Source organism: Streptosporangium pseudovulgare (assembly GCF_014648055.1).
Taxonomy (GTDB): Bacteria; Actinomycetota; Actinomycetes; order Streptosporangiales; family Streptosporangiaceae; genus Streptosporangium; species Streptosporangium pseudovulgare.
This window is the reverse complement of record NZ_BMQJ01000014.1, coordinates 50,889-73,989: the sequence shown is the minus strand read 5'-3', so window position 1 is coordinate 73,989 and position 23,101 is coordinate 50,889. Positions and strand designations below refer to the sequence as shown.

At 71.4% G+C, this 23,101-nt stretch carries 22 protein-coding genes; 15 read left to right on the top strand and 7 right to left on the bottom strand.

Annotated features, from left to right (window positions below; genetic code table 11):
- Positions 1-112: 112 nt before the first annotated feature.
- Entirely contained in the window at positions 113-1,492 is a 1,380-nt protein-coding gene (locus IEZ10_RS25720) for an extracellular solute-binding protein (protein WP_189249100.1), read from the bottom strand.
- A 214-nt stretch (positions 1,493-1,706) separates the two neighbouring features.
- Here IEZ10_RS25720 and prcB point away from each other — a divergent pair, with 214 nt between their 5' ends.
- From prcB to IEZ10_RS25685, 7 genes are all read left to right on the top strand, one after another.
- Positions 1,707-2,525 carry a proteasome subunit beta gene (prcB, locus tag IEZ10_RS25715; RefSeq protein WP_189249249.1) on the top strand — a complete coding sequence of 273 codons (819 nt, stop codon included), beginning with the start codon at positions 1,707-1,709 and terminating at the stop codon, positions 2,523-2,525.
- Between the two features lie 19 nt (positions 2,526-2,544).
- Positions 2,545-3,360 (top strand): proteasome subunit alpha, encoded by an 816-nt coding sequence (gene prcA, locus IEZ10_RS25710; protein ID WP_189249099.1) that lies wholly within the window; start codon positions 2,545-2,547, stop codon positions 3,358-3,360.
- 115 nt (positions 3,361-3,475) lie between these two features.
- Positions 3,476-4,039 carry a hypothetical protein gene (locus IEZ10_RS25705; protein WP_189249098.1) on the top strand — a complete coding sequence of 188 codons (564 nt, stop codon included), beginning with the start codon at positions 3,476-3,478 and terminating at the stop codon, positions 4,037-4,039.
- Positions 4,040-4,245: 206 nt separating this feature from the next.
- The gene (gene pafA / locus IEZ10_RS25700; protein WP_189249097.1) at positions 4,246-5,604 is read left to right on the top strand and encodes a Pup--protein ligase; all 1,359 of its coding nucleotides are present in this window, start codon (positions 4,246-4,248) and stop codon (positions 5,602-5,604) included.
- 95 nt (positions 5,605-5,699) lie between these two features.
- Positions 5,700-6,653: an FKBP-type peptidyl-prolyl cis-trans isomerase gene (locus IEZ10_RS25695; RefSeq protein ID WP_189249096.1), complete on the top strand. Its 954-nt coding sequence runs from the start codon at positions 5,700-5,702 to the stop codon at positions 6,651-6,653.
- A gap of 107 nt (positions 6,654-6,760) precedes the next feature.
- The gene (locus IEZ10_RS25690; protein ID WP_189249095.1) at positions 6,761-7,387 is read left to right on the top strand and encodes a helix-turn-helix transcriptional regulator; all 627 of its coding nucleotides are present in this window, start codon (positions 6,761-6,763) and stop codon (positions 7,385-7,387) included.
- Positions 7,388-7,430: 43 nt separating this feature from the next.
- The gene (locus IEZ10_RS25685; protein ID WP_308426305.1) at positions 7,431-7,925 is read left to right on the top strand and encodes a DUF3291 domain-containing protein; all 495 of its coding nucleotides are present in this window, start codon (positions 7,431-7,433) and stop codon (positions 7,923-7,925) included.
- A gap of 197 nt (positions 7,926-8,122) precedes the next feature.
- On the opposite strand, the gene IEZ10_RS25680 is transcribed toward IEZ10_RS25685, so the two are convergent.
- The 6 genes from IEZ10_RS25680 to IEZ10_RS25655 form a co-directional block, all read right to left on the bottom strand.
- Entirely contained in the window at positions 8,123-9,772 is a 1,650-nt protein-coding gene (locus IEZ10_RS25680; RefSeq protein ID WP_189249094.1) for a CotH kinase family protein, read from the bottom strand.
- A 4-nt stretch (positions 9,773-9,776) separates the two neighbouring features.
- Positions 9,777-10,463, bottom strand: coding sequence for a DUF4956 domain-containing protein (locus IEZ10_RS25675; protein WP_229811642.1), 687 nt, complete (start codon positions 10,461-10,463; stop codon positions 9,777-9,779).
- A complete protein-coding gene (locus IEZ10_RS25670; RefSeq protein ID WP_189249093.1) occupies positions 10,460-11,317 on the bottom strand; it encodes a polyphosphate polymerase domain-containing protein in 858 nt (285 codons plus the stop codon). The genes IEZ10_RS25675 and IEZ10_RS25670 overlap by 4 nt, the downstream gene beginning before the upstream one ends.
- Positions 11,318-11,407: 90 nt before the next feature.
- Positions 11,408-12,865 (bottom strand): sensor histidine kinase, encoded by a 1,458-nt coding sequence (locus IEZ10_RS25665; protein WP_229811641.1) that lies wholly within the window; start codon positions 12,863-12,865, stop codon positions 11,408-11,410.
- Entirely contained in the window at positions 12,862-13,563 is a 702-nt protein-coding gene (locus IEZ10_RS25660; protein ID WP_229811640.1) for a response regulator transcription factor, read from the bottom strand. Before IEZ10_RS25660 ends, IEZ10_RS25665 begins: the two co-directional genes overlap by 4 nt.
- Positions 13,564-13,723: 160 nt before the next feature.
- Positions 13,724-14,893: a DUF3866 family protein gene (locus tag IEZ10_RS25655; protein WP_189249091.1), complete on the bottom strand. Its 1,170-nt coding sequence runs from the start codon at positions 14,891-14,893 to the stop codon at positions 13,724-13,726.
- A gap of 39 nt (positions 14,894-14,932) precedes the next feature.
- Between IEZ10_RS25655 and IEZ10_RS25650 the strand changes: the two genes are divergently transcribed.
- From IEZ10_RS25650 to IEZ10_RS25615, 8 genes are all read left to right on the top strand, one after another.
- Positions 14,933-15,892, top strand: a complete 960-nt coding sequence (locus tag IEZ10_RS25650) for a helix-turn-helix transcriptional regulator (RefSeq protein ID WP_189249090.1) — start codon at positions 14,933-14,935, stop codon at positions 15,890-15,892.
- Between the two features lie 145 nt (positions 15,893-16,037).
- Positions 16,038-16,991: a helix-turn-helix transcriptional regulator gene (locus IEZ10_RS25645; RefSeq protein WP_189249089.1), complete on the top strand. Its 954-nt coding sequence runs from the start codon at positions 16,038-16,040 to the stop codon at positions 16,989-16,991.
- A 55-nt stretch (positions 16,992-17,046) separates the two neighbouring features.
- Entirely contained in the window at positions 17,047-17,256 is a 210-nt protein-coding gene (locus tag IEZ10_RS25640) for a hypothetical protein (protein WP_189249088.1), read from the top strand.
- 65 nt (positions 17,257-17,321) lie between these two features.
- Positions 17,322-17,636 carry a Sec-independent protein translocase subunit TatA gene (gene tatA, locus IEZ10_RS25635; RefSeq protein WP_189249087.1) on the top strand — a complete coding sequence of 105 codons (315 nt, stop codon included), beginning with the start codon at positions 17,322-17,324 and terminating at the stop codon, positions 17,634-17,636.
- 413 nt (positions 17,637-18,049) lie between these two features.
- On the top strand, positions 18,050-18,952 hold the full coding sequence (gene tatC / locus IEZ10_RS25630; RefSeq protein ID WP_189249086.1) for a twin-arginine translocase subunit TatC: 903 nt from the start codon (positions 18,050-18,052) through the stop codon (positions 18,950-18,952).
- Positions 18,953-18,969: 17 nt separating this feature from the next.
- Positions 18,970-19,845 (top strand): diacylglycerol kinase, encoded by an 876-nt coding sequence (locus tag IEZ10_RS25625; protein WP_189249085.1) that lies wholly within the window; start codon positions 18,970-18,972, stop codon positions 19,843-19,845.
- Between the two features lie 60 nt (positions 19,846-19,905).
- The gene (locus IEZ10_RS25620; protein WP_189249084.1) at positions 19,906-22,635 is read left to right on the top strand and encodes a DEAD/DEAH box helicase; all 2,730 of its coding nucleotides are present in this window, start codon (positions 19,906-19,908) and stop codon (positions 22,633-22,635) included.
- A 265-nt stretch (positions 22,636-22,900) separates the two neighbouring features.
- The gene (locus IEZ10_RS25615) at positions 22,901-23,068 is read left to right on the top strand and encodes a hypothetical protein (protein WP_179828188.1); all 168 of its coding nucleotides are present in this window, start codon (positions 22,901-22,903) and stop codon (positions 23,066-23,068) included.
- The last annotated feature ends 33 nt before the right edge of the window (positions 23,069-23,101 follow it).

The window sequence follows — 23,101 nt, the reverse complement described above, 5'->3', positions numbered from 1 at the left end:
CTGGTGTCCGGTGTCTTCCCTCGTCACTGCGTCGCTTCGCTCCTTCGTTCCTCGGTCCAGACACCGGCGCCCCCTCGCGGCTCTCCTCGGTCCGGACACCGGCGCCCCCGAGCTAGTTGGTGACGTTGGCGGGGTTGCCGGAGAGGCGTTCCAGCTTGGTGCGGTAGGCGGTGGCGGCCTCCTCGACGGACCTGCCGGAGACGACGTCGGCCGTGGCCTCCTGCAGGGCGGCCGACACCTGGGGGTAGAGGGCCAGACCGGGACGGTAGGCCGTGATCGGCAGGATCTCCCGGGAGACGAAGCTCAGCAGCGGGTCGCCGGCGAGGACCTCGTCGTTGACGTCGGAGCGGGAGGTGACGCGGACGGCCCCGGCCAGTTCGGCCTTGACCGCCTCGGCCGAGTGCATGAACGCCAGCAGCTCCCACGCCTGCCGAGGATGTCTGGAGAAGGGGTTCAGCACCCGTACGGCGCCGCCGGACATGCTGACGAAGTCCTGGCCGCGGATCCCCGCTCCGGGCGTCCGCGCGGGGATCTTGGCGTATCCCACGACCTTGTCCCGGTCGGCCATCGGGGCCACGCCGGCCTTGGGATCGATCACCGAGCGCCAGAAGTAGTCGCCCTCGGCGAGGACGCCGATCTTGCCGGCGGCGAACTCGGCGAAGGACTTGTCGCGGCCCTTGGCCTCCTGCTGCAGTCTGGGGTCGCCCAGGCCGCCCGCGTAGATCCGCCGGTAGAGGTCCAGCACGTCCTTGACGCCCTGGGAGGCCCCGGCCCACTTGCCGTCGGCGTAGATCTCGGTGCCGGTGCCGGCCAGCAGCGGCAGCGCGCCCTGCATCGAGGTGGCCTCGCCCATCGCGGTGCCGGCGTTGATCTGGATCGGCGTCACGCCGGGCAGCCGGCGCAGCGCCGTCCCGGCGTCGAGGATCTCCTGCCAGCTCCTGGGCTGCCACTTCTCCGGCAGACCGGCCTTGGCGAACAGGCTCTTGTTGTAGTAGAGGATGCGCCCGTCGGTGCCCTGCGGCACGCCGTACCTCTTGCCGTCGAAGACGCCCAGGCCCTGCACCGCCTCGGGGATCTGCCGCCAGCCGTCCCAGGAGTCCACCGCGGCGCCGCCGACCTCGCCGAGGGGCTTGATGTACCCGGCCTGGGCGAACTCGCCGACCCAGATCCCGTCGAGGTCGATCACGTCGGCGCCGGTCCTCGACTTCAGGTCCAGCGCGACCTTCGTCTTGTACTGCTCGTCGTCGACGCCGTTGGGCTGGAACAGCACGCGCACGTCCCGCCCCGCCCGCTTCTGCGCGGCCTCGAACCTCGGGATCACCCAGTTCTTGAACCAGTCGGCGCTGACCGAGTTCTTGCCGCCGGAGATGGCGTTGGCCGTGATGGTCAGGGTGACGCCGCCGTCGGCGGGGGAGCCGGAACCGCAGGAGCAGAGGGCGAGCACGGCGGCTGCCAGGGTCGATATCAGGACAGGCCGGTGGAAGGGTCTCACGTGACCTCCAGGGGGAGGTAAGGCATGTCACGACAACTCGACGATTACACAGGCTTACACGGGCGTAAAGATTGAACGGGAGGGGCACAGGTGGTTCGCGCTGAGCTGATCGAGGGAAGTGCAGACAGCACGGCAACGTGAGTAAGGTCGGGCCATAAGGGACCGCACCTTTGGAGGGAGTCGCGTGGGATCGCACAGGGACCTGCCCGCCGGCATGGTGAATCACATCTTTACCGACACCGGGAGTTCCTCGTTCTCGGAGTTCGTCAGGTCCCACGCGCCGGACTTGCTGCCGGGCCGCAACGAGACGCTGGCGGCCCCGGTCGGTGACCAGATCCCCCATGCCACCACGATCGTCGCGGCGACCTGCGCCGGCGGCGTGGTGATCGCCGGGGATCGGCGGGCGACGTCGGGCAACATCATCTCCCAGCGTGACATGGAGAAGGTGTTCCGCCTGGACGACCATTCGGCCATGGGCATCGCCGGCGCGGCGAGCACCGGCATCGAGCTGGCGCGCCTTTACCGGGTCGAGCTGGAGCACTACGAGAAGCGCGAGGGCCGCTCGCTGTCGGTGGCGGGCAAGGCCAACCGGCTGGCCACGATGATCCGCGGCAACCTGCCGATGGCGATGCAGGGCCTGGTCGTGGTCCCGCTGTTCGTGGCCTACGACCCGAGCGGGGACAGCGGCCGGATCTTCAGCTACGACGTGGGCGGCGGGCCGTACGAGCAGCACCAGCACCACGCGATCGGCTCCGGCTCGATCTTCGCGCGGGGTTCGCTGAAGAAGCTGTACCGCGAGGGAGCGAGCCCGGAGGACACCGTGCTGACGGTCCTGCAGGCCCTCTACGACGCGGCCGACGACGACTCGGCGACCGGCGGTCCCGACGTCATCCGCAGGATCTGGCCCGTCGTCGCGGTGATCACCGCCGACGGCTACCGCCGCCTGAGCGACGACGAGATCGCCGAGAACGTCGAGGCGATGGTGGAGGGCCGGAAGAGTTCCCCCGACGGTCCCACCGCTCCGCTGCGTTAACACGAGAGGATCACCGCAGGTGTCCATACCCTTTGGATATGTCTCGCCCGAGCAGCAGATGCGGGACAAGGCGGACTACGCGCGCAAGGGCATCGCGCGAGGCCGCAGCGTCGTCGTGCTGCAGTACGAGGACGGCATCCTGTTCGTCGCCCCCAACCCCTCCCGTGCCCTGCACAAGATCAGTGAGATCTACGACCGGATCGGCTTCGCCGCGGTCGGCCGGTACAACGAGTTCGAGGCGCTGCGCCTCGGCGGGATCCGCTACGCCGACATCAACGGCTACACCTACGACCGGGAGGACGTCACCGCCCGGGGCCTGGCCAACCTCTACGCGCAGAACCTCGGCCAGATCTTCACCGAGTCGCTGAAGCCGTTCGAGGTGGAGCTCGTGGTGGCCGAGGTCGGCGACACCGTCGACGAGGACCACATCTACCGCCTCACCTTCGACGGCTCGGTGTTCGACGAGTCCGGCCTGGTGGCGATGGGCGGCCAGGCCGAGGCGGTCGCGGGCCGGCTCAAGGAGCGCTACCGCGACGGCCTGTCGCTGGCCGACGCGCTGCAGGCGGCGCTGTTCGCGCTGACCGAGCCGGGCGGTGAGCGTCCCCCCGCCGGTCAGCTGGAGGTGGCGGTGCTCGACCGCAACCGGCCGCACCGCAAGTTCCAGCGCCTGGCCGGTCCGAGGCTGGAGGCGCTGCTGGCCGAGCCGTCCGCCGCGGAGGGCGCCGCGGACGGCGGAACCGCCGAGGCCGGCGCGCCCGCCGCGCCGCAGGACGGCGGGTCCCAGACGCCGCCCACCGCTCCCGAGGGGGAGATCGACACCGGCTCCGGCGGCTGACCGCACGCTCCGCGGGCGCCGCGTCCCCGTCGGGGGACGCGGCGCCCGCGCGTTGTGACGCGGATCACATCCCGGTTCGGTGAACCGGAGGCGCGGAGCCGTGGTCGAAGCAGTCATGAAACGATCCGTTCTGACCGCCGCCGCCCTGTGCGCCGCCCTCGCCGCCGGTACGGCCCCCGCCCAGGCGGCTGCGATCCCCGCCCAGGCGGCCTCCGTCCAGGCGGCCCCCGCCCGGGTGGCCGCGATCCCCCACTTCCCGGCGCCGAAGATCTTCGGGACGACGTTCCAGTCCGACCCCGGCCACGACTTCACCAAGCGCATCAGCTCCCGCAAGGACGGCATCCTGCGCGGCTGGATCACCCACGTGTCCGGCGGGCGGGCCGAGTACGAGCCGATCAAGTGGGTGCGGGACAAGTACACCGAGGGCCACTTCGAGGGCCCGCCGGAGGGTGACGTCACCGCCTACAGCTCGCCCGTGGCCGGGAACGTGGTCTACCTGAGCGCCCTCGGCTGCTCGTCGCGGATGGCGAACATGACCGTCGACAGGCGGAGCGGCCTGGGCGCCAAGCGCTGCTCCCGCGCGACGCTGCTGAAGCGGGCCGCGAAGCTGCAGCGCCCGGCGCTGATCACCGTCTACCGCGGCCGGATCGTCAAGGTGCAGGAGATCTACACCCCCTGACCCCCTCGCCCCTCCTCGCCGGTCCTGCGCGCCGCCGGGGACCCACGCCGCGGCCCGCGCCCGGGGACGTCCCGGGCGCGGGCCGCGGCGTGCCGGGCCGAGGCCCGCGCGTGCTTAGCCGAGCACCGCGCCGGGCATAAGCCGTAGGACCGAAAACCCCCCACTGATCCCTCCCGCGGGAGGGGTTCGGCGAATAGTGTGAGGCAATGGACCGTCGCATCTTCGGACTTGAGAACGAATACGGGGTCACCTGCACGTTCAGGGGACAGCGGCGGCTGTCGCCCGACGAGGTCGCGCGTTACCTTTTCCGCCGCGTCGTCTCCTGGGGCCGATCGAGCAACGTCTTCCTGCGCAACGGCGCCCGTCTCTACCTCGACGTCGGCAGCCACCCCGAGTACGCCACCCCCGAGTGCGACAATGTCGTGGAGCTCGTCACCCACGACAAGGCGGGGGAGCGCATCCTGGAGGGCCTGCTGGTCGACGCCGAGAAGAGGCTCCGCGAGGAGGGCATCGCCGGCGACATCTACCTCTTCAAGAACAACACCGACTCGGCGGGCAACTCCTACGGCTGCCACGAGAACTACCTGGTGGGCCGGCACGGCGAGTTCGGCCGCCTGGCCGACGTGCTGATCCCCTTCCTGGTCACCCGGCAGATCATCTGCGGCGCGGGGAAGGTGCTGCAGACCCCCCGGGGCGCCGTCTACTGCGTCTCCCAGCGGGCCGAGCACATCTGGGAGGGCGTCTCCAGCGCGACCACCCGCTCGCGGCCCATCATCAACACCCGTGACGAGCCGCACGCCGACGCCGAGCGGTTCCGCCGGCTGCACGTCATCGTCGGCGATTCCAACATGAGCGAGACGACCATGCTGCTCAAGGTCGGCGCGACCGACCTGGTGCTGCGCATGATCGAGGCCGGCACGGTGATGCGCGACCTGTCGCTGGAGAACCCCATCCGGGCCATCCGGGAGGTCTCCCACGACATGACCGGGCGGCGGCGGGTCAGGCTGGCCAACGGCAGGGAGGCGTCCTCGCTGGAGATCCAGCAGGAATACCTCGCCAAGGCCCGCGACTTCGTCGACCGCCGCGGCGGTGACGAGATCAGCGAGCGGGTGCTGGAGCTGTGGGAGCGCACCCTCAACGCCGTCGACACCGGCAATCTCGACCTGGTCTCCCGCGAGATCGACTGGGTGACGAAATACCAGCTCATCGAGCGGTACCGCGACAAGTACGACCTGCCGCTGTCGAGTCCCCGGGTCGCCCAGCTGGACCTGGCCTACCACGACGTGCACCGCCGCCGCGGCCTGTACTACCTGCTGCAGCGGCGCGGCTCGGTGGAGCGGGTGACCACCGACCTGAAGATCTTCGAGGCCAAGTCGGTGCCGCCGCAGACCACCCGGGCGCGGCTGCGCGGGGAGTTCATCCGCCGGGCGCAGGAGAAGCGGCGCGACTTCACCGTCGACTGGGTGCATCTGAAGCTCAACGACCAGGCGCAGCGCACCGTGCTGTGCAAGGATCCCTTCCGCAGCGTGGACGAGAGGGTGGAGAAGCTCATCGCCGGAATGTGATGGTCATGCTTCGGCAAGGCGACCGGTGATTTATCGCGACCCTATGCCAAGGCGAGTAGTGTGACGCGAACCTGACGTCTGCCTGAGGGATATCTATGCGTCGCCGCAGCCTGGCCGTACTGGCCGCCCTGCCCCTGATGTTCGCCGCGGCCTGTGGGTCCGGTGACGGCACCGCCACCGCGAACTCCGCCAACCCGAGCGGCGAGGCGGTCTCGGCGCTGAAGGTCACCGGCGCGCCCAACGCCAAGCCGGCCGTGGCCTTCCCCGCGAAGGTCGCCGAGACCTCCTCCTACCAGGTGATCACCCCCGGTACGGCCGGCGCCCCGGCCCAGAAGGGGTCGAACGTGGTCGCCAACTTCACCGTCTACACCTGGGACGGCAAGACCAACAAGATGATCGGCTCGACCTATGACGAGGGCGGGCCGCAGCTGATCACGCTCAACGAACAGGTCCCGGAGATCCTGCGCAAGGGCTTCGCCGAGACCAAGGACGGTGGCCGCTTCCTGTCCGTCGTCGCCAAGGACTCGCTGCCCGCCGAGCAGCAGCAGCAGGCCCCCGCCGGCCAGTCGCAGGTCTTCGTGATCGACGTGGTGGGCGTGCCCAAGGACAAGGCGGTCCAGGGCAAGGCCACCGACGCCGGAATCAAGGGCATCAAGCTGGAGAACCCCGGCGGCGACGCCGCGCCGAAGCTGGACACCAAGACCAAGGAGAAGGCGCCCAAGGACCTCGTCGCCAAGACGGTGATCAAGGGGTCGGGCCCGGCGGTCAAGGCCGGCCAGTCGATCCTGGTCCAGTACGTCGGCAAGATCTGGGGCTCGGGCGTCGAGTTCGACAGCAGCTGGGCGCGCGGCGGCCAGCCGATCATGTTCCAGATCGGCACCGGCAAGGTCATCAAGGGCTGGGACCAGGGCCTGGTGGGCGTCCCGGTCGGCAGCCGGGTGCTGCTGAGCATCCCGCCGAGCCTCGGCTACGGCGAGCAGGGCTCCGGTGACAAGATCAAGGGCACCGACACCCTGGTCTTCGCGGTGGACGTCCTCGGCGCCTACTGAGGCCGCCTCCGGACCCCTTCCCGGTCCGTCCATGATCCGTTCCCCGTGCCGGGGCCGCCCGAGGCGGCCCCGGCTGCGTTTTCCGGGGCAGAACCTAAGATTCCGCTGTGAGCAGTGACGATCTCGGCGTGGTCGCGATCCTGCAGGATCCGGTACGGCGCGCCGTCTACGAGTACGTGGCCGCGCAGGGCCGCGAGGTGGGACGCGGCGAGGTGGCCGAGGCGGTGGGGGCGCAGCGGACCCTGGCCGCCTTCCACCTCGACCGGCTGGTCGAGGCCGGGCTGCTGGAGGCGGGGTTCCGCCGGCTCACGGACCGGACCGGCCCCGGGAGCGGCCGTCCGGCCAAGGTCTACCGGCGCGCGGCGGGGGAGTGGCAGGTCAGCGTCCCGGCCCGGGACTACCGGACGCTCGCGCTGGTGCTGGCCGAGGTGGTCGAGCTGCTGGGCGGGGACGAGCGGGCCGAGGAGGCCGCGCGGCGGGCCGGGACCCGCCTCGCCGAGCCCGGGGAGGACCTGGCGGGGCTGCTGCGCCGGCGCGGCTACGAGCCGTACGAGGAGGAGGGACGGCTGCGGCTGCGCAACTGCCCGTTCCACGTTCTGGCCGGGGAGCACCCGATGCTGGTCTGCTCGATGAACCTGGCGTTGTGCCAGGGGATGCTGGAGGGTTCGGGCGAGGAGGGGGTGACGGCCCGGATGGATCCGAGACCGGGGGAGTGCTGCGTCGCCTTCTTCTAAAAACAATGAAGATTGACATAGAAGAGGGCGGAATGGTCTCCTGATGACCATGCACCTCGCTCAGATGAACGTGGGCCACCTTCGCGCGCCCACCGACTCCCCTGAACTCGCGGACTTCATGGCCGGACTCGAACCCATCAACGCGCTCGCCGAGAGCTCCCCCGGCTTCGTCTGGCGGCTCAAGGGCGGCGACGATCCTCAGGACACCGTCCAGCACGACTACGGCGACCACCTGCTGATCAACTTCTCGGTGTGGGAGTCGCGCGAGACCCTGTGGGACTTCGCCTACCGCACCGTCCATCTGGAGTTCCTGCGGCGGCGCAGGGAGTGGTTCCTGCGCATGGCGGAGCCGTACACGGTGATGTGGTGGATCCCCGCCGGGTACGTCCCGACGCTGGAGGAGGGGATGGAGCGGCTGGCCCTGCTGCGGGGGGAGGGCCCCACGCCGGCGGCCTTCACCTTCAAGGACTTCCACGAGGCCCCGGGGCCCGCCGGGGACCTCCACGACGCCCCGGAGCCCGCCGGGGGCCGCCGGTAGCCTCCGGGCGGCCTCCTCCCGCGGCGCACCCGGACCGGGAGGGGAGTGCCGGGGCCGCCCGAGGCGGCCCCGGCACTCGGCACAGAGACCGGAGTCCCGCGGTGAGCGGAGACGATCCCGGCGTTGAGTTCGAGGTCTGCCGCGGAGCCTGAGCCTCCCGGCCCGCGGCGGGGCCGGGAGGGCTCATGGCGAGGGGGCTAGCCGATCGCCTTGTCGGAGCGGAGCGCCTCGGTCCTGGTCTGCAGGAACGTGCGCAGGGTCTGCGCCTCGGCGTCGACCTTGGAGGCGTCGGCGCCCTCGTTCAGCTTGTAGGCCGCGACGAGGCCGTCGAGGAGGCCGGAGGCGGTGCCGTCGCCCAGCAGCTTGGCGTACAGGGCGCGGTACTGCTCCTCGTAGATCTTCTTGAAGGCGGCGTTCTTGAGGAACCTCTCCTTCAGGGGATGGCCCGTACGCATCATGCCGCCTTCCGGACGCCCCTGCCCACCTTCCGGACGCCCCTGTCCGCCTTCCCCGGGAGGGGTGGCGTCCCGAGGGGGGCGGCCCTGGCCGAAGCCCATCGAGATCGTGTCGTTCACGCCGCTCCTGGCGTTTCCGCTGAAGGCGAGGTTGAGGTCCCAGGTGATGACCTTGAACTTCCCGGCCTTCAGGTCGTACCACAGGTAGTAGTTACGGCCGGGGCCCGCCATGTCGTCGAAGTTGACCATGAGGTTCTGCAGGACCAGGTAACGGGCGAACGACGTCACGTCCAGGCGGTCGGCCAGCCCGGCGGCGAACTCCGCGTCGGAGGCCTCGTTCACCCATTTGACCAGGCCGATGACCGGCTGCAGGTCCTTGCCGCCGACCTTGTTGATCTGCTTGAAATCGGTGGTGTACCCGGTCTGGTCCTCGCCCTTGTAGGTGAAGCCGCTTGAGGCCAGCGACTTGTACAGCACACCGTCGCCGAGACCTTCGGCGTACCCCTCGTCGAGGTACTCCACCAGGAGCCGGGGGGCGGAGGAGCGGCCGTTGACCGTGAAGGAGCTGTAGGTGGACCGTTGGGTCGGTTCGCCTGAGGCGCCGACCACCGAGATGCCCAGTGCCTCGTTCAGCATCGTCGTCGAGCCCATGGCGGCCGGTCGCACCGCCACCTGGCTGTGGCCCTGGTAGCGGCGGCCCTCCACGAACTCGTCGAAGCTGATCAGCCAGGGCAGCTTCTCCGGCTCCTCACCCTTGAGCTGAGCGCCGAACATGCCCCCGCCTCCGGGCGGCCCGTCACCTTGCGGCTGCCCGTTCTGCGGCCGGCCGTTCCGGGGTTGCCCGTTCTGCGGCTGGCCGGTCTGGGGCCGGCCGTTCTGCGGTTGCCCGTTCTGCGGTTGTCCGTTGCCGGGCGGTTGGAAGCCGTCCGGGGGCTGGAAGTCACCGGGAGGTCCTTCGGGCCTCCCGCCACCGCCACCGCCGCCGGGCCCGGTCCTCTGCTTGCTCCGCCCCTTCCAGGTCAGCCCCCTCAGGGTGGAGTTGCCCTTGAGCCGGACGCCCACGCTGGGGATCCTGGTGCCGTCGATGGTCAGGTCGGCTTCGACGTACTTCTTCTCGCCGTCCTTGAAGTACTCGCCGAGCATGTCCTCGTACGCCCCGTCGGTGAAGGTGAGCTTCACGTCGTGCGCGACCGAGGCGTCGAACAGGTCCTTGGTGCCGGTCAGGTTCGTGGTGACGGTCTCGGCCTCGGCGGCCTGGGTGGTGGTGACGTACGGACGGATCGTCCCGCTGCCGAACAGGCCCCAGCAGGCGGTCAGGAACGCCGCGCACAGCGCGACCAGCTTCCAGTTCTGCCGGAGTCTGACGGGGATGCGATGCTTGAGGGGCGCCATGACACTACAGGTCGGTCTGGTCGTACCCGGTCAGGACGGTGACCGACTGGCCGTGGTTGCGCTCGCGCAGCCCGGCGATCAGGTCCGCGGGCTCACCGCCCTTCTTGATCTTGACGGTGTACATCAGCTCCGTCAGCGCGCCCCCGCGGATCGACTCCATGCTGACCAGCTCGAACTCGTCGGTGTGCCGGATGAGCACGTCCTGGATCGTGGCGGTGAAGTCCTCGTCCGAGGGCACCTGCACCTTGACCACCTGACGCCGTACGTTCAGGTGGAACCAGTTGAACCGGTGCATGACCATGACGATCAGCGAGATCGCGACGGCGGCCACGACGCCCAGCAGGTAGAAGCGGGTGCCGACGGCCATTCCGATGCCCATGACCAGGAAGATGAAGCCGACGTCGCGGGTCTCCTTGATGGCGTTGCGGAACCGCACCACCGACAGGGCGCCGACCAGCGCGAACGCGCGGGCGATGTTGGAGCCGACGACCAGCATGATCAGTGAGATCAGCATGCCGAGGACGACCAGGGTCTGGACGTAGGACTGGCTGTAGGACACGTTGCGGTGCGTGGCCCGGTACACCCAGCCGATCATCGCGCTGAGCACGAACGACAGCGTCATCGCGATCGCGATGTCGGCCACGCTGAACGTGCCCGACAGGTCCTGGAAGGAGAAGTCCATGGGGGTCATGCCTCCGGGAGAACAGGGTCGAGGTCGTGGTCGGGGACGTGGAAGACCGAGCGCGGGGCCAGCCCGTACGCCTCCACGCTCTGGCAGTACTTGGAGACCCGCGCCACCTGCAGGCTCCGCCGGGCGGTCAGGTCGGTCAGCCAGTACGGCACCCGCTCGTTGGCCTTGACCTCCACGATCGTCCTGCCGGCCGGGACGATGAGCCGGTTCTCGGCGTCGGCGCCGAGGTGGAAGTCCCGGTCGCGGCCGCGGATGCGCTGGTCGAAGGTCACACGCAGGCCCACGTCGGCGTCGCGGCCCACGTAGGCGTGCCGCTGGTAGCCGGTCATCGCGGTGGGCCGCAGGTCCAGGCGGAGCACCAGGTCGAGCACCTCCTCCATGAAGGCGCGCTGCGAGGGCTCGTGCTCGGGCATCCGTCGTCCGTCGCACAGGCGCAGCGCGTCCCGGTACGGCAGACGCACCCGGCGCTTCTGCGTGACCCGGTTGACCCGCTGCTTGATCTCGACGAACACCGGCGTGCCGTCGTTCACCGCGAACCGGTCGCCGTAGTGGCGCACCCGCAGCTTCCTGCGGAACTTCAGCCCTTCGATCTTCTCCCAGTAGAAGCGGAGCTGCCGGGTGTCGTAGTAGACGCTCCAGATGCCGTACCCCTCGTCGCCGCTGTGGCGGTCGCGGTCGAGGCGCCGCTCGATCTCCTCCCGGAGCCCGGCCGCCTCCGCCGTGCTGACGAGGTACTTGATCTCGTACCGGTTGAAGGCGTGCAGCGTGCTGGGCGCCCGCAACCGCCGACCTTCCTCGCCGTCCACCTCGCCGCCCGCCGCCGGAACAGCCGGTCTGCGGAACCTTTGCAGCATGTCCCTCCTTTCGTCAGCGCACATCCGACAGCACGAAGCTGGGAACAATGTGTGAACCACTGTCGACGCGAAGGTGAACGGGCGATGCCCTCAGCCGTCCCGGGGCTGGTGGAGCGGCAGGAGCACACGGAAGGCGGTGCGGCGGCCCGGCGTGCTCGTCACCTCGATCCGGCCGTCGTGCGCCTGTACGAGCGCCGCGGCGATGGCCAGCCCCAGCCCGGTCCCGCCGCTGTCGCGCGAGCGGCCCGCGTCGGCGCGGTAGAAGCGGTCGAACACGTGCGGCAGGTGCCCGGGGTCGATGCCCCGCCCCTCGTCGCGCACCTCGACCAGCGCCGCCCCGGCACGGGAGGCGGGCCCGGCGCCGGCGTGCACGACCCCGGGAGCGGGAACCCCGGCGACCATGCGGCGGCCGACCCGTACGCGGATCTCCGTGCCCGAGGCCGTGTGCTTCATGGCGTTGCCGACCAGGTTGGCGATGACCTGGTGCAGGCGGTGCTCGTCGCCGACCACGAACACCGGCTCCTCGGACAGGACCAGCCTGATCGGCCGCCCCCGGTCGCGGGCCTGGGCGGCGTGCACCACGTCCCCCGCCAGCACGTGCAGGTCCACGATGCCGGTCTCCAGCGCGGGTTCGCGGTCCAGCCTGGCCAGCAGCAGCATGTCCTCCACCAGGACGCCCATGCGTTCGGCCTCGCCCTCGATCCTGCGCAGCAGGCGCTCGGCCACCGGGTCCCTGGCGCCCTGGCCGTGGTGGTAGAGCTCGGCGAAGCCGCGGATGGAGGTGAGCGGCGTGCGCAGTTCATGGGAGGCGTCGGCGACGAAGTGGCGCAGCCTCTGCTCGGAGCGCTCGTGCTCGTGCAGCGCCGTCGCCAGACGTTCGAGCATGGTGTTGAGCGCCCTGCCCAGCCGCCCCGTCTCGGTGCCCGGGGCGGTGTCGCCGACCCTGCGGTCGATGTCCCCGCCCGCGATGGCCTCGGCGGTACGCTCCATGCGCGTGAGCGGACGCAGCCCCAGGCGTACCACCGCGAGGGCGAGGGCGCCGAGCAGCATCAGCACCAGCGTGCCCGCGGCCACCTCGATCACCAGGATCTGGTGCACGGTCGCCAGGTTGGGCTCCAGCGACATCGACACCGTCAGCCTGGTGCCGTCGGGCAGGCGTTTCACGAGTACGCGCCACTGGCCCGTCCCGGTCCTGTCGGGCACGGTCACGGGACCGCGCGGGACCGCGGAGATCACCGAGGCGGGGATGGCGGGCGCGTCGGAGTCCTCGGCGGGCAGGTTGCGCAGCAGAGTGCCCGAAGAGCTGTGGAAGGCGATCCTGAACTGCGTCGGGAGCTGCACGTCCGGCGCCGCGCCGTTGTGCGGCGGAGGGGAGGGCGGGCGCCTGCCGAAGGTGGGGGCGACCTCGGTGAGCTGCGCGTCCGTCCTGGACAGCAGCGAACGGTCCAGGAGCAGCACGCTCGCCGCGGCGAACGTCGTCAGCCCGGCGGCGCACAGGCCGAGCAGCGCGGCCAGCAGCCGGTGCCGCAGGGGCCAGGGGGGCCTCACGAGGGCGCCTGCAGCCGGTAGCCGACGCCGCGCAGCGTGTGGATCAGCGGCGGACGGTCCTGGTCGATCTTGCGCCGCAGGTAGCTGATGTAGGACTCGACGATCCTGCTGTTGCCGTCGAACTCGTAGTCCCACACCCGGTCGAGGATCTGGGCCTTGCTGACCACCCGTTCAGCGTTGATCATCAGGTAGCGCAGCAGGCTGAACTCCGTCGGCGACAGGTGGATGACCCGCCCGGCCCGCCGTACGATGTGGGCCTCCTCATCCAGCTCCAGATCCGCGTACCGCAGCACGCCGTCGTGGGCCTGCTCCTCCGGCGGCCGGACCCGGCGCAGGATCGCCCGGATGCGCAGAATCACCTCGTCCAGGCTGAACGGCTTGGTCACGTAGTCGTCGCCGCCCGCGGTCAGCCCTGCGATCCGGTCGCCGACCGCGTCCTTGGCCGTCAGGAACAGCACCAGCGGGCTGTCACCCCGTGCGCGCAGCCTCCGCGCCACCGCGTACCCGTCGAGGTCGGGCAGCATCACGTCCAGCACGATGAGGTCGGGCCGCTCGCGCGTCACCGCCTCCAGCGCCCCGCAGCCGCTGGAGGCGGTGCTCACCAGGAAGCCGTGCAGTTCCAGAGCCTCCGACAACAACTCCCTGATGCTGGGCTCGTCGTCGACGACCATGATTTTCGCGCAGACGTACCGGCTCATGACACCGTTCATACGCACCTTGTGTGAAAAGGAGCTGAGAACGGCTCATGACCCGCACCGGTAGCGGACCTCGGCGCCGCCGGACGACGCCTGGCCATGGCGCCGGCCCGACCTCACCGCCTCTCACGGCGAGGCCGGACCGCACATCTTCGGCTGCCTCCTAGGAGGCGCCGGAGCCCGTGTCCTGCCGGGTCAGCAGTGAGGCCGCGTGGCGGCCGGCGGCGGCCGACGCCAGGAAGTAGGGCAGGTCCTCCGCGAGGCCCCGGCCCATCGTCGACAGCCGCACCGGGCAGTCGGCGAGCGTCTCGCGCAGGCCGTCCACCGGCACCCGCACCAGCTCGTGCCGGGCCGACAGCGGCTCCGCCTGCCGGGCGACCCGCTCGCCGAAGCCGCCGGGCAGGTCCGGCACGGCGACCTGGGCCGGGGCCAGGGCGACCCGCCCGTAGGCGGTCAGCGAGTGGTGGGACACCCCGATGTGGCGCTCGCGCAGGTCGCCCTCGCTGACCCGCAGCGCCGCGACCGGCCGCCCCCCCAGGACGGCGGCGGCGTTGACCGCCTCGCCGGCCGAGACGCCGGAGAAGCCCCACCGGGTGCCGGTGCCGAGGTTGCCCGGCCCCTGGGTGACGACCGCGACGTCGGCGCCCATGACGTGCCGGGCGGCGAGCAGGCCGGTGTGCAGGGTCACCGCCTCCATGTCGCCGCCGAACGCCTGGCCGACCGTGACCGTCCCGGCGAGCCAGCCGGTCTCCCTGAGCCGCGCGCACGACATGGAGAACCAGGCGGGCAGCGCGCCGCCGTCGAGCATCACGTAGACGACCCGGGGCGGCCGTACCGCCCCGCCCGCCCCCTCGGGGGAGGAATCCCCGCCGGTGTCCCGCGCGTCCCCGGACGGCGACTGCGGCGGGTGCGGGCCGTACAGGCCGCACAGGATCGCCGGGAGCGCCGAGTGCAGGTCGGCGACGATCACCGGCATGCCGTCGAGCGAGTCGGCGTCGCGCAGCACATCATGGAAGGGCGAGTCCTGCTCGTCGACGCCGAGCACGGTCGCCTGCAACGGGGTGTAGCGTGCCTTCACCAGGTGTCCGGGGCCGGAAGGATCTTGCGGCAACCTGTCGGGAAGCGCCACCACCATGGCGTAACCTCCCGTACCGAGGCCCATCGCGAGCGCGGTCGTGTTGAGCAGCACCGTGTCGCCGGGTTCGGGGCGCCCCACCAGGGCGGGATAGGCGAGCGCTCGCGCGCCGCCCTCCTCGGTGGTGACGTCGAGTTCCACCGCTCCCGGCCACTCGCGCCGGACCCGCGCGACCACTCCCTTGCGCCATCTGATCACGCGGGAAGAGTAGCGTCACTTGGACAGGAAGGAGGCCCGATGTCACGCCGGAAGACCGAGCGGCTGCTGAATCTCGTCATCTGCCTGCTGGCCACGCGGCGGCCGCTCAGCGCCGACCACATCCGCCAGGCCGTGCCCGGCTACGACGCCGAGAACGACGAGGCCTTCCAGCGGATGTTCGAGCGCGACAAGAACGAGCTGCGCGAGATCGGCATCCCGATCGAGGTGCACAAGGACCCCTGGGAGGAGGATCCGGGCTACCGGATCGTCCGGCAGAGCTACGAGCTGCCCGAGATCACCCTGGAGCCGGACGAGGCGGCCGTGGTGGGCCTGGCGGCCCAGGTGTGGCAGCGGGCCAGCCTGGCCGAGGCGGCCGGCAAGGCGCTGCTGAAGCTGCGCGCCGGGGGAGTGGAGACCGAGGAGGCCGGCGGGGTGCTCGGCGGCGCCCTGGAACTGCGGCTCGACACCCAGGACCCGGCGTTCCCGGCGCTGTGGGAGGCCGTGCGCGACCGGCGCGCGGTCCGCTTCCCCTACCGCGCCGCCTCCAGTCAGACCGTGCTGACCCGCACGGTGGAGCCGTGGGGCGTGGTCAGCCGTCGCGGCCGCTGGTACATGGTGGGTCACGACCGCGACCGCGACGACGCGCGGGTCTTCCGGCTCAGCCGGATCACCGGGCCGGTCACCCCGATCGGCCGCCCCGGCGACGTGGTGGTGCCCGAGGGCGTCGACCTGAAGTCGATGGTCGGCTACAGCGACGCGCTGACGGTCCGGGAGCGTACCGCGCTGATCCGGGTCCGCGAGGGCACCTGCCAGGGGCTGCGCCAGGTGGCCAAGCAGGTACGGCCCGCCTCCGGCGGGTGGGACGAGCTGGAGATCGACTTCAACGACCCCGAGCGGCTGGCCGGGTGGGTGGTCGGCTTCGCCGCGGACGCCGAGGTGGTCGGGCCGCCGGACGCCCGCGACGCGGTGATCTGCAGGCTGAAGGGGGCCCTGGCGTGACGGCGCGGGAACGCGCCGCGCGGGAGCGGCGCCGTACGGAGGATCGGGGACCCACCGGTCCCGACGGTTCCACCGGTCTGACAGGCCTCGACGGGGAGCGGCGAGTGCGCGGGCGCGGTGCCGCCGGCGCGGAACGGAGCGGGCGATGAGCACGGCCGACAGGCTGCCCAGGCTGCTGGCCCTGGTGCCCTACCTGATGTCGCATCCGGGCGCGCAGGTCCCGGAGGTGGCGAAGGTCTTCGGGCTGACCGAGAAGCAGCTCATCGACGACCTGCAACTGGTGTGGATGTGCGGGCTGCCCGGCCACACCCCGGGCGATCTGATCGACGTCTCCTGGGACGGCGGCGAGATCATCATCGACAACGCCGACACCATCGCCCGGCCGCTGCGGCTCGCCGTGGACGAGGCCAGCGCGCTGCTGGTGGCCCTGCGGATGCTCGCCGAGCTGCCGGAGTTCGGCGACCGCGACGCCCTGTCGCGGGTCATCGCCAAGCTGGAGCGGGCCGCGGGGGAGGCCGCCGCGGTGGTCAGCAGCCAGGTCGCGGTGGAGGTGGACGCCGCCCCGGACGCGCTGCCCACGGTCAACGAGGCGCTGCGCCGCCGCCGGCGGCTGTCGCTGCGCTACTACGTGCCGGGCCGCGACGAGGTCACCCCGCGCGAGGTCGACCCGATGCGGCTGGTCATGGTGGACGGCCGCTCCTACCTGTCGGGCTGGTGTTACCGCGCCGAGGCGGTGCGGCTGTTCCGGCTGGACCGGATGCTCACCGTGGACGTGCTGGACGTGCCCGCCGACCCGCCGGCCGGGGCCGAGCCCGGCGAGGTGACGCCCGGGGTGTTCCGGCCCTCCCCCAGCGACGAGCTGGTGGAGCTGGAGCTGACCCCCGCCGGGCGCTGGGTCGCCGAGTACTACCCGTGCGAGGAGGTCACCGAGCTCGGCGAGGGCCGGCTGCGGGTGGCGCTGCGCGCGCGCGACCAGGGCTGGCTGGTACGGCTGGCACTGCGGCTGGGCGACACGGGCCGGGTGCTGTCGCCCGCGTCACTGGCCGCGAGCGTCCGGGAGGCCGCCGCGTCGGCCCTCAAACTGTACGAAAGCGTATAAAGTTAGTGAACATTCCAAAACTATCCTTTGACCGTCGGCGGTAGGATCAGCCGGTATGAACTGGATCTTCGCGGGGACGGGCCTGGCCCTCGCCGGGCTGGCGGTCCTCGCCGTACTCGGTGTTCGCGTGCTGGTCGCGGCCCGTGAGCTGGGCCGGGAGGTCGACCGGGCCCACCGCCGGATCGAGCCGGCCCGGGCGCTGCTCGCCGAGCGGGCCGCCGAGGCGCGGCTGTCGGCGGCCGGCCGGACTCCGCCGAGGGGATGAGTCTGTCGCCCGGGCAGCGTACGATCGGGGGCAGAGACCGCACGTCGCTCACGTAAGGATGTGTCATGGGCAGTCTGGGACCCACTGAGCTGATCATCATCGCGGTGATCCTGGTGATGCTGTTCGGCGCCAAGAAGCTGCCGGAGGCCGCCCGCGGGGTGGGCCGTTCGCTGCGCATCTTCAAGGCGGAGACCTCCAAGCTCCGCGACGACGACGAGGCTCCGGCCGCCACCGTCCAGCCGCAGCCCCAGCAGCCCGCTCCGGCTCCGGCTCCGCAGCAGATCGCCCCGGCGCCCGCGCAGTCCGTCGAGGAGCAGGCCCGCGCCCTGGAGGAGCAGGCCGCCCGCCTGCGCGCCCAGGCCGCCTCCAAGCCGCAGTAGCCGCGAGGGAAGGTGCCCCGGCTCAAGCCCTTGAGCCGCGAGGGGGCGCCGGTGTCTGGACCGAGGAGTGAGCGAGCGTAGTGAGCGAGCGACGAGGGAAGACGCCGGGCAAGAGCCCCCGAGCCGCGACGCGCAGCGTCGCAATGAGCCCGTGAGGGGGCGCCGGTGTCTGGACCGAGGAGTGAGCGAGCGTAGCGAGCGAGCGACGAGGGAAGGCGCCGGGTCTGAGCCCCTGAGCCGCGACGCGCAGCGTCGCAGTGAACACAGCGAGGGGGCGCCGGTGTCTGGACCGAGGAGCGTAGTCGCGCAGCGGCGGAGTGACGAGGGAAGGCGCCGGGCAGGAGCCCCCGAGCCGCGACGCGCAGCGTCGCAATGAACACAGCCCACCACACCTCTCGGACCGGGATTCGTCAATGGCGCTGCTGAAATGGCCCAAGCCGGGGCAGAACCGGTCGGCCCCGTCCGAGGACGCGGCCGAGGGGCGCATGCCGCTCATGGATCACCTCCGTGAGCTGCGCAACCGGCTGATCATCGCGTTGCTCGGCCTGGTGGCCGGGATCATCATCGGGCTCGTCTTCTTCGACCCGATCTGGGCGTTCATCACGAAGCCCTACTGCGGTCTGCCCGCCTCGCAGGTGCTGCGCAAGGGCGAGTGCACGTTCGCCATCCGCGGGGTGTTCGAGGCGTTCTTCGTCAACCTGAAGGTCGCCGCGCTCTTCGCGGTGGTCGTCTCCTCCCCGGTCTGGCTCTACCAGATCTGGGCGTTCGTCACCCCCGGCCTGTACCGCAACGAGAAGCGCTACTCGGCGACGTTCCTGGGCATCGCGATCCCGCTGTTCCTCGCGGGCGCCGCGCTGGCCTACGTGATCATGGACAAGGGGCTGTCGATCCTGCTGGGGTTCGCCCCGGCCAACGCCATCCCGCTGCTGGAGATGGACGACTACCTCACCTACGCGATGGTGATGCTCATCATCTTCGGGGTCTCCTTCGAGTTGCCGCTGCTGATGGTGTTCCTCAATGTGATCGGCGTCCTGCCGCACGCCACGGTGGCCGCCCACCGCCGCATGGTGATCTTCATCATGTTCGTCTTCGCGGCGGTCGCCACCCCCAGCACCGACCCGTTCTCCATGATCGCGCTAGCCCTGCCCATGGTCCTGCTGTTCGCCCTCGCCGAGGGGTTCATGTACCTGCGGGAACGCAGGGCGGCGGCCAAGGGCGATGACTTCTCCCACCTGTCCGACGACGAGGCGTCCGCCCTGCCGGACGAGGTCTCCCCTCTCGATTCGGACACGACGGATTCCGATCCGGCGAGGTAGGGGATAAGTTCCGGTCTGTGCCCGGAGAGATCGCCCTGCTCGTCAACCCCGCCGCCCGGGGCGGCCGTTCCCGCAGCCTGCTCGCCCCGGTGCTCGACCGGCTCCGGAGCGGCGGCGCCGAGGTCTCGGTGATCCTCGGCGAGTCCGCCGACGATGCCCTGGAGCGCGCCTGCACCGCGGTCGCCGAGGCCCCCGGCGCGCTGGTCGCCTTCGGCGGCGACGGCCTGGTCCACCTGGCCGTCCAGGCGGTCGCCGGCACCGACGTCCCGCTGGGCGTCATCCCGGCCGGGACCGGCAACGACATCGCCGCCGCGCTCGGCCTGCCGGTCCGCGACCCCCTGGCCGCCGCCGACACGGTGCTGCGCGGGCGGGTCCGGACGGTCGACGCCGCCCGGGCCGGCGCGGACGAGTGGTTCGCCGGGGTGGTGGCCTGCGGCTTCGACTCGCGGGTCAACGAGCGGGCCAACCGCCTCACCTGGCCGCCCGGCATGGCCAAATACGTCGTCGCGCTGGCCCAGGAACTGCGTTCCTTCCGGCCCATCCCGTTCCGCCTGGACCTCGACGGCGAGGTGGTCGAGCGCGAGGCGATGCTGGTCGCGGTCGGCAACACCGGCTCCTACGGCGCCGGCATGCGGGTGTGCCCGGCCGCCGTCCCCGACGACGGACTGCTGGACGTGACGATCCTCGGCGCCGTCCCCCGCGGGGAGTTCCTGCGCACCTTCCCCCGGGTGTACCGCGGCACCCACGTCTCCCATCCCGCGGTCACCGTCCACCGCGCCCGGCGGGTGACGCTGGATGCCCCGGGCGTCGTCGCCTACGCCGACGGCGAGCGCCTCGGCCCCATCCCGCTGACCTGCGAGATCGTCCCCGGTGCCCTGAACGTCCTGGTTTAGGGCGTCTGCCGCGGGGCACGGGCGGACCGACCGGAAACCCGGTGTCGGTAGGGTGGAGACATGACGACCCCAGCGGAACGTTACGCTGCCTTCCGTCAGAGCCAGGCCGAAAGCGGGCCCGCGCTGACCTCGTTCCGCGGTCTGTACGACTTCGAGCTGGACGACTTCCAGCTGGACGCCTGCCGGGCCCTGGAAGCGGGTGACGGAGTCCTGGTCGCCGCCCCCACCGGCTCGGGCAAGACCGTCGTGGGCGAGTTCGCGGTCCACCTGGCCCTGAGCGAGGGCCGCAAGTGCTTCTACACCACCCCCATCAAGGCGCTGTCCAACCAGAAGTACAACGACCTGGTCCGCCGGTACGGCGCCGCCGACGTCGGCCTGCTCACCGGTGACAACAGCGTCAACGGCGACGCCCCCATCGTGGTGATGACCACCGAGGTCCTGCGCAACATGCTCTACGCCGGGTCCTCCACCCTCACCGGCCTCGGGTTCGTCGTCATGGACGAGGTGCACTACCTCGCCGACCGCTTCCGCGGCGCGGTCTGGGAAGAGGTGATCATCCACCTGCCCGAGTCGGTGCGGCTGGTAGCCCTGTCGGCCACGGTCAGCAACGCCGAGGAGTTCGGCGAGTGGATGGGCGAGGTCCGCGGTGACACCAGTGTCATCGTCGATGAGCACCGCCCGGTCCCGCTCTGGCAGCACATGCTCGTCGGCCACCGCCTGTACGACCTGTTCGTGGCCGACGAGGAGGGCCGGCGCCCGCAGGTCAACCCCGCCCTGATGCGCATCGCCCGCGACGAGGAGCGCCAGGCGTTCAGCCGGGGCCGCCGCGGCTACTCCCGGCCCCGCAGGCCCGGCCCGCCGGATCGGGCCGCGGCCATCGAGCGGCTCGACGCCGAGGGCCTGCTGCCCGCCATCACCTTCATCTTCTCCCGGGCCGGCTGTGACGCCGCCGTCGCCCAGTGCGTGTTCTCCGGCATCCGGCTCACCACCGACGCCGAGCGCCACGAGATCCGCCAGATCGTCGACGAGCGCACCGCGCACCTGCCGGACGAGGACCTCGCGGTGCTGGGCTACCTCGAGTGGCGCGACGCCCTGGAACGCGGCCTGGCCGCTCACCACGCGGGCATGCTCCCGACCTTCAAGGAGGTCGTCGAGGAGTTGTTCACCCGCAACCTCGTCAAGGCCGTCTTCGCCACCGAGACCCTCGCGCTGGGCATCAACATGCCGGCCCGCTCGGTGGTGATCGAGAAGCTCGACAAGTGGAACGGCGAGACCCACGCCGACCTGACGCCCGGCGAGTACACCCAGCTCACCGGCCGGGCCGGGCGGCGCGGCATCGACGTCGAGGGCCACGCGGTGGTCCAGTGGCAGCCGGGCACCGACCCGCTGCAGGTCGCGGGCCTGGCCAGCACCCGGACCTATCCGCTGCGCTCCAGCTTCCGCCCCTCCTACAACATGGCGGTCAACCTGGTCGGCCAGGTCGGCCGGGAACGCGCCAGGTCCCTGCTGGAGTCGTCCTTCGCGCAGTTCCAGGCCGACCGGGCCGTGGTCGGCATCGCCAAGCAGCTCCGCCGCCACGAGGAGGCACTGGAGGGCTACCGCAAGGCGATGACGTGCCACCTCGGCGACTTCGAGGAGTACGCCGCGCTGCGCAGGGCGCTGTCGGACCGCGAGTCCGAGCTGTCGCGGCAGCGCGGCGCCGCCCGCCGGGCGCAGGCGCTGCGCTCGCTGGAGGCGCTGCGGCCCGGCGACATCATCCGCGTCCCCGGCGGGCGGCGGGCCGGCCTGGCGATCGTCCTCGACCCGGGCCTCAACTCCCGCGGTGACGGCCCCTCCCCGCTGGTGCTGACCATCGGCAAGCAGGTCAAGAAGCTGTCGCCGGCCGACTTCCCGATGCCGGTGGAGCCGGTCGAGCGGCTGCGCATCCCCAAGGGCTTCAACTCCCGCTCGCCCAAGGACCGCGCCAACCTCGTCTCCTCGATGCACGCCAAGCTCGGCGACCGCGACTTCGGCAAGCCGCCCAGGGTGCGTGACCACGCCGCCGAGGACGAGGAGGTCGCGCGCCTGCGCAAGGAGATCCGCCGGCACCCCTGCCACGGCTGCGACGAGCGTGAGGACCACGCCCGCTGGGCCGAGCGCTACTACAAGCTGCTGCGTGAGACGGACGGTCTGCGCCGCCGCGTCGAGGGTCGCTCCCACGTCATCGCCCGCACCTTCGACAAGGTCTGCGGGGTGCTCGACCAGCTCGGCTACCTCGAAGGCGAGCACGTCACCGCCGAGGGTCGCCGGCTGGGCCGCCTCTACACCGAGCTGGACCTCCTCACCGCCGAGTCGCTGCGCGCGGGCATCTGGGAGAACCTCGACCCGGCCGAGCTGGCCGCCTGCGTCTCCGCGCTGGTCTTCGAGTCCCGGCAGGCCGACGAGGGCCGCCAGCCCAGGCTCCCCGGGGGCGAGGCGCAGAAGGCGCTGGCCGACATGATCCGCCTGTGGGCCGAACTGGAGGCCATCGAGGGCGACCACGGCCTGTCCTTCCTCCGGGAGCCCGACGCCGGATTCGCCTGGGCGGCGTTCCGCTGGGCCCGGGGGCACAACCTCGACGCCGTGCTGGGCGACGGCATCGGCGGCTCCGAGCTGGCCGCGGGCGACTTCGTCCGCTGGACCAAGCAGCTGCTGGACCTGCTCGGCCAGATCGCCGAGGCGGCCCCGGCAAACAGCAAGGTCAAGCAGACGGCGGGCAAGGCGATGGACGCCCTGCGGCGCGGCGTGGTGGCCTACTCCTCGGTGGGCTGACGCGGGGCCGCCGAGAGCCGGCGCGGGCCGGCGCGGGCCGGCGGCGGCAGGGCGCGGGCGTCCCGGTTCCGCGCGGGCCGGGCGTGGCGCCGCTCCGGACCGGGAACCGGCGGCCACCGGACCCCGGGAACCGGCAGACTGACCGCTCGGTCAATACCCCGTGACGGCCGGTGCGCGGAAAGTAGCCCCGGGGTCTGTTTCCTGGGTGATCGCCACGGAAATCCCGGTATCAGGCCCCTTTGGACCCCCGCTCAGGGAGGTAACCGTGTTCGCTCTCATCGCCGCAGTCCTGTTCCTCCTCGCCCTGATCTTCCAGATCGCCGGTGTCGCCATCGGCGCCGTCGTGACCGCGGCCACGCTCGCCCTGGCAGGATTGCTCGCCGTCGCGCTGCACCTGATGGGAGTCGGCACCGGCTGGACCCTCAAGCGTTGATCGAGACGGGCGGCCCGCGCGGACCCCGCAGGG

What these genes read in the sequence shown, in the direction of transcription:
- IEZ10_RS25645 (WP_189249089.1), top strand. Translation starts at nt 16,038, where the DNA reads ATGAGCACGGCCGACAGGCTGCCCAGGCTGCTGGCCCTGGTGCCCTAC.
- IEZ10_RS25670 (WP_189249093.1), bottom strand. Translation starts at nt 11,317, where the DNA reads ATGCTGCAAAGGTTCCGCAGACCGGCTGTTCCGGCGGCGGGCGGCGAG.
- IEZ10_RS25675 (WP_229811642.1), bottom strand. Translation starts at nt 10,463, where the DNA reads ATGACCCCCATGGACTTCTCCTTCCAGGACCTGTCGGGCACGTTCAGC.
- prcB (WP_189249249.1), top strand. Translation starts at nt 1,707, where the DNA reads ATGGTGAATCACATCTTTACCGACACCGGGAGTTCCTCGTTCTCGGAG.
- IEZ10_RS25660 (WP_229811640.1), bottom strand. Translation starts at nt 13,563, where the DNA reads ATGAGCCGGTACGTCTGCGCGAAAATCATGGTCGTCGACGACGAGCCC.
- pafA (WP_189249097.1), top strand. Translation starts at nt 4,246, where the DNA reads ATGGACCGTCGCATCTTCGGACTTGAGAACGAATACGGGGTCACCTGC.
- IEZ10_RS25705 (WP_189249098.1), top strand. Translation starts at nt 3,476, where the DNA reads ATGAAACGATCCGTTCTGACCGCCGCCGCCCTGTGCGCCGCCCTCGCC.
- IEZ10_RS25685 (WP_308426305.1), top strand. Translation starts at nt 7,431, where the DNA reads ATGACCATGCACCTCGCTCAGATGAACGTGGGCCACCTTCGCGCGCCC.
- tatC (WP_189249086.1), top strand. Translation starts at nt 18,050, where the DNA reads ATGGCGCTGCTGAAATGGCCCAAGCCGGGGCAGAACCGGTCGGCCCCG.
- IEZ10_RS25620 (WP_189249084.1), top strand. Translation starts at nt 19,906, where the DNA reads ATGACGACCCCAGCGGAACGTTACGCTGCCTTCCGTCAGAGCCAGGCC.
- IEZ10_RS25695 (WP_189249096.1), top strand. Translation starts at nt 5,700, where the DNA reads ATGCGTCGCCGCAGCCTGGCCGTACTGGCCGCCCTGCCCCTGATGTTC.
- tatA (WP_189249087.1), top strand. Translation starts at nt 17,322, where the DNA reads ATGGGCAGTCTGGGACCCACTGAGCTGATCATCATCGCGGTGATCCTG.
- IEZ10_RS25650 (WP_189249090.1), top strand. Translation starts at nt 14,933, where the DNA reads ATGTCACGCCGGAAGACCGAGCGGCTGCTGAATCTCGTCATCTGCCTG.
- IEZ10_RS25680 (WP_189249094.1), bottom strand. Translation starts at nt 9,772, where the DNA reads ATGGCGCCCCTCAAGCATCGCATCCCCGTCAGACTCCGGCAGAACTGG.
- IEZ10_RS25640 (WP_189249088.1), top strand. Translation starts at nt 17,047, where the DNA reads ATGAACTGGATCTTCGCGGGGACGGGCCTGGCCCTCGCCGGGCTGGCG.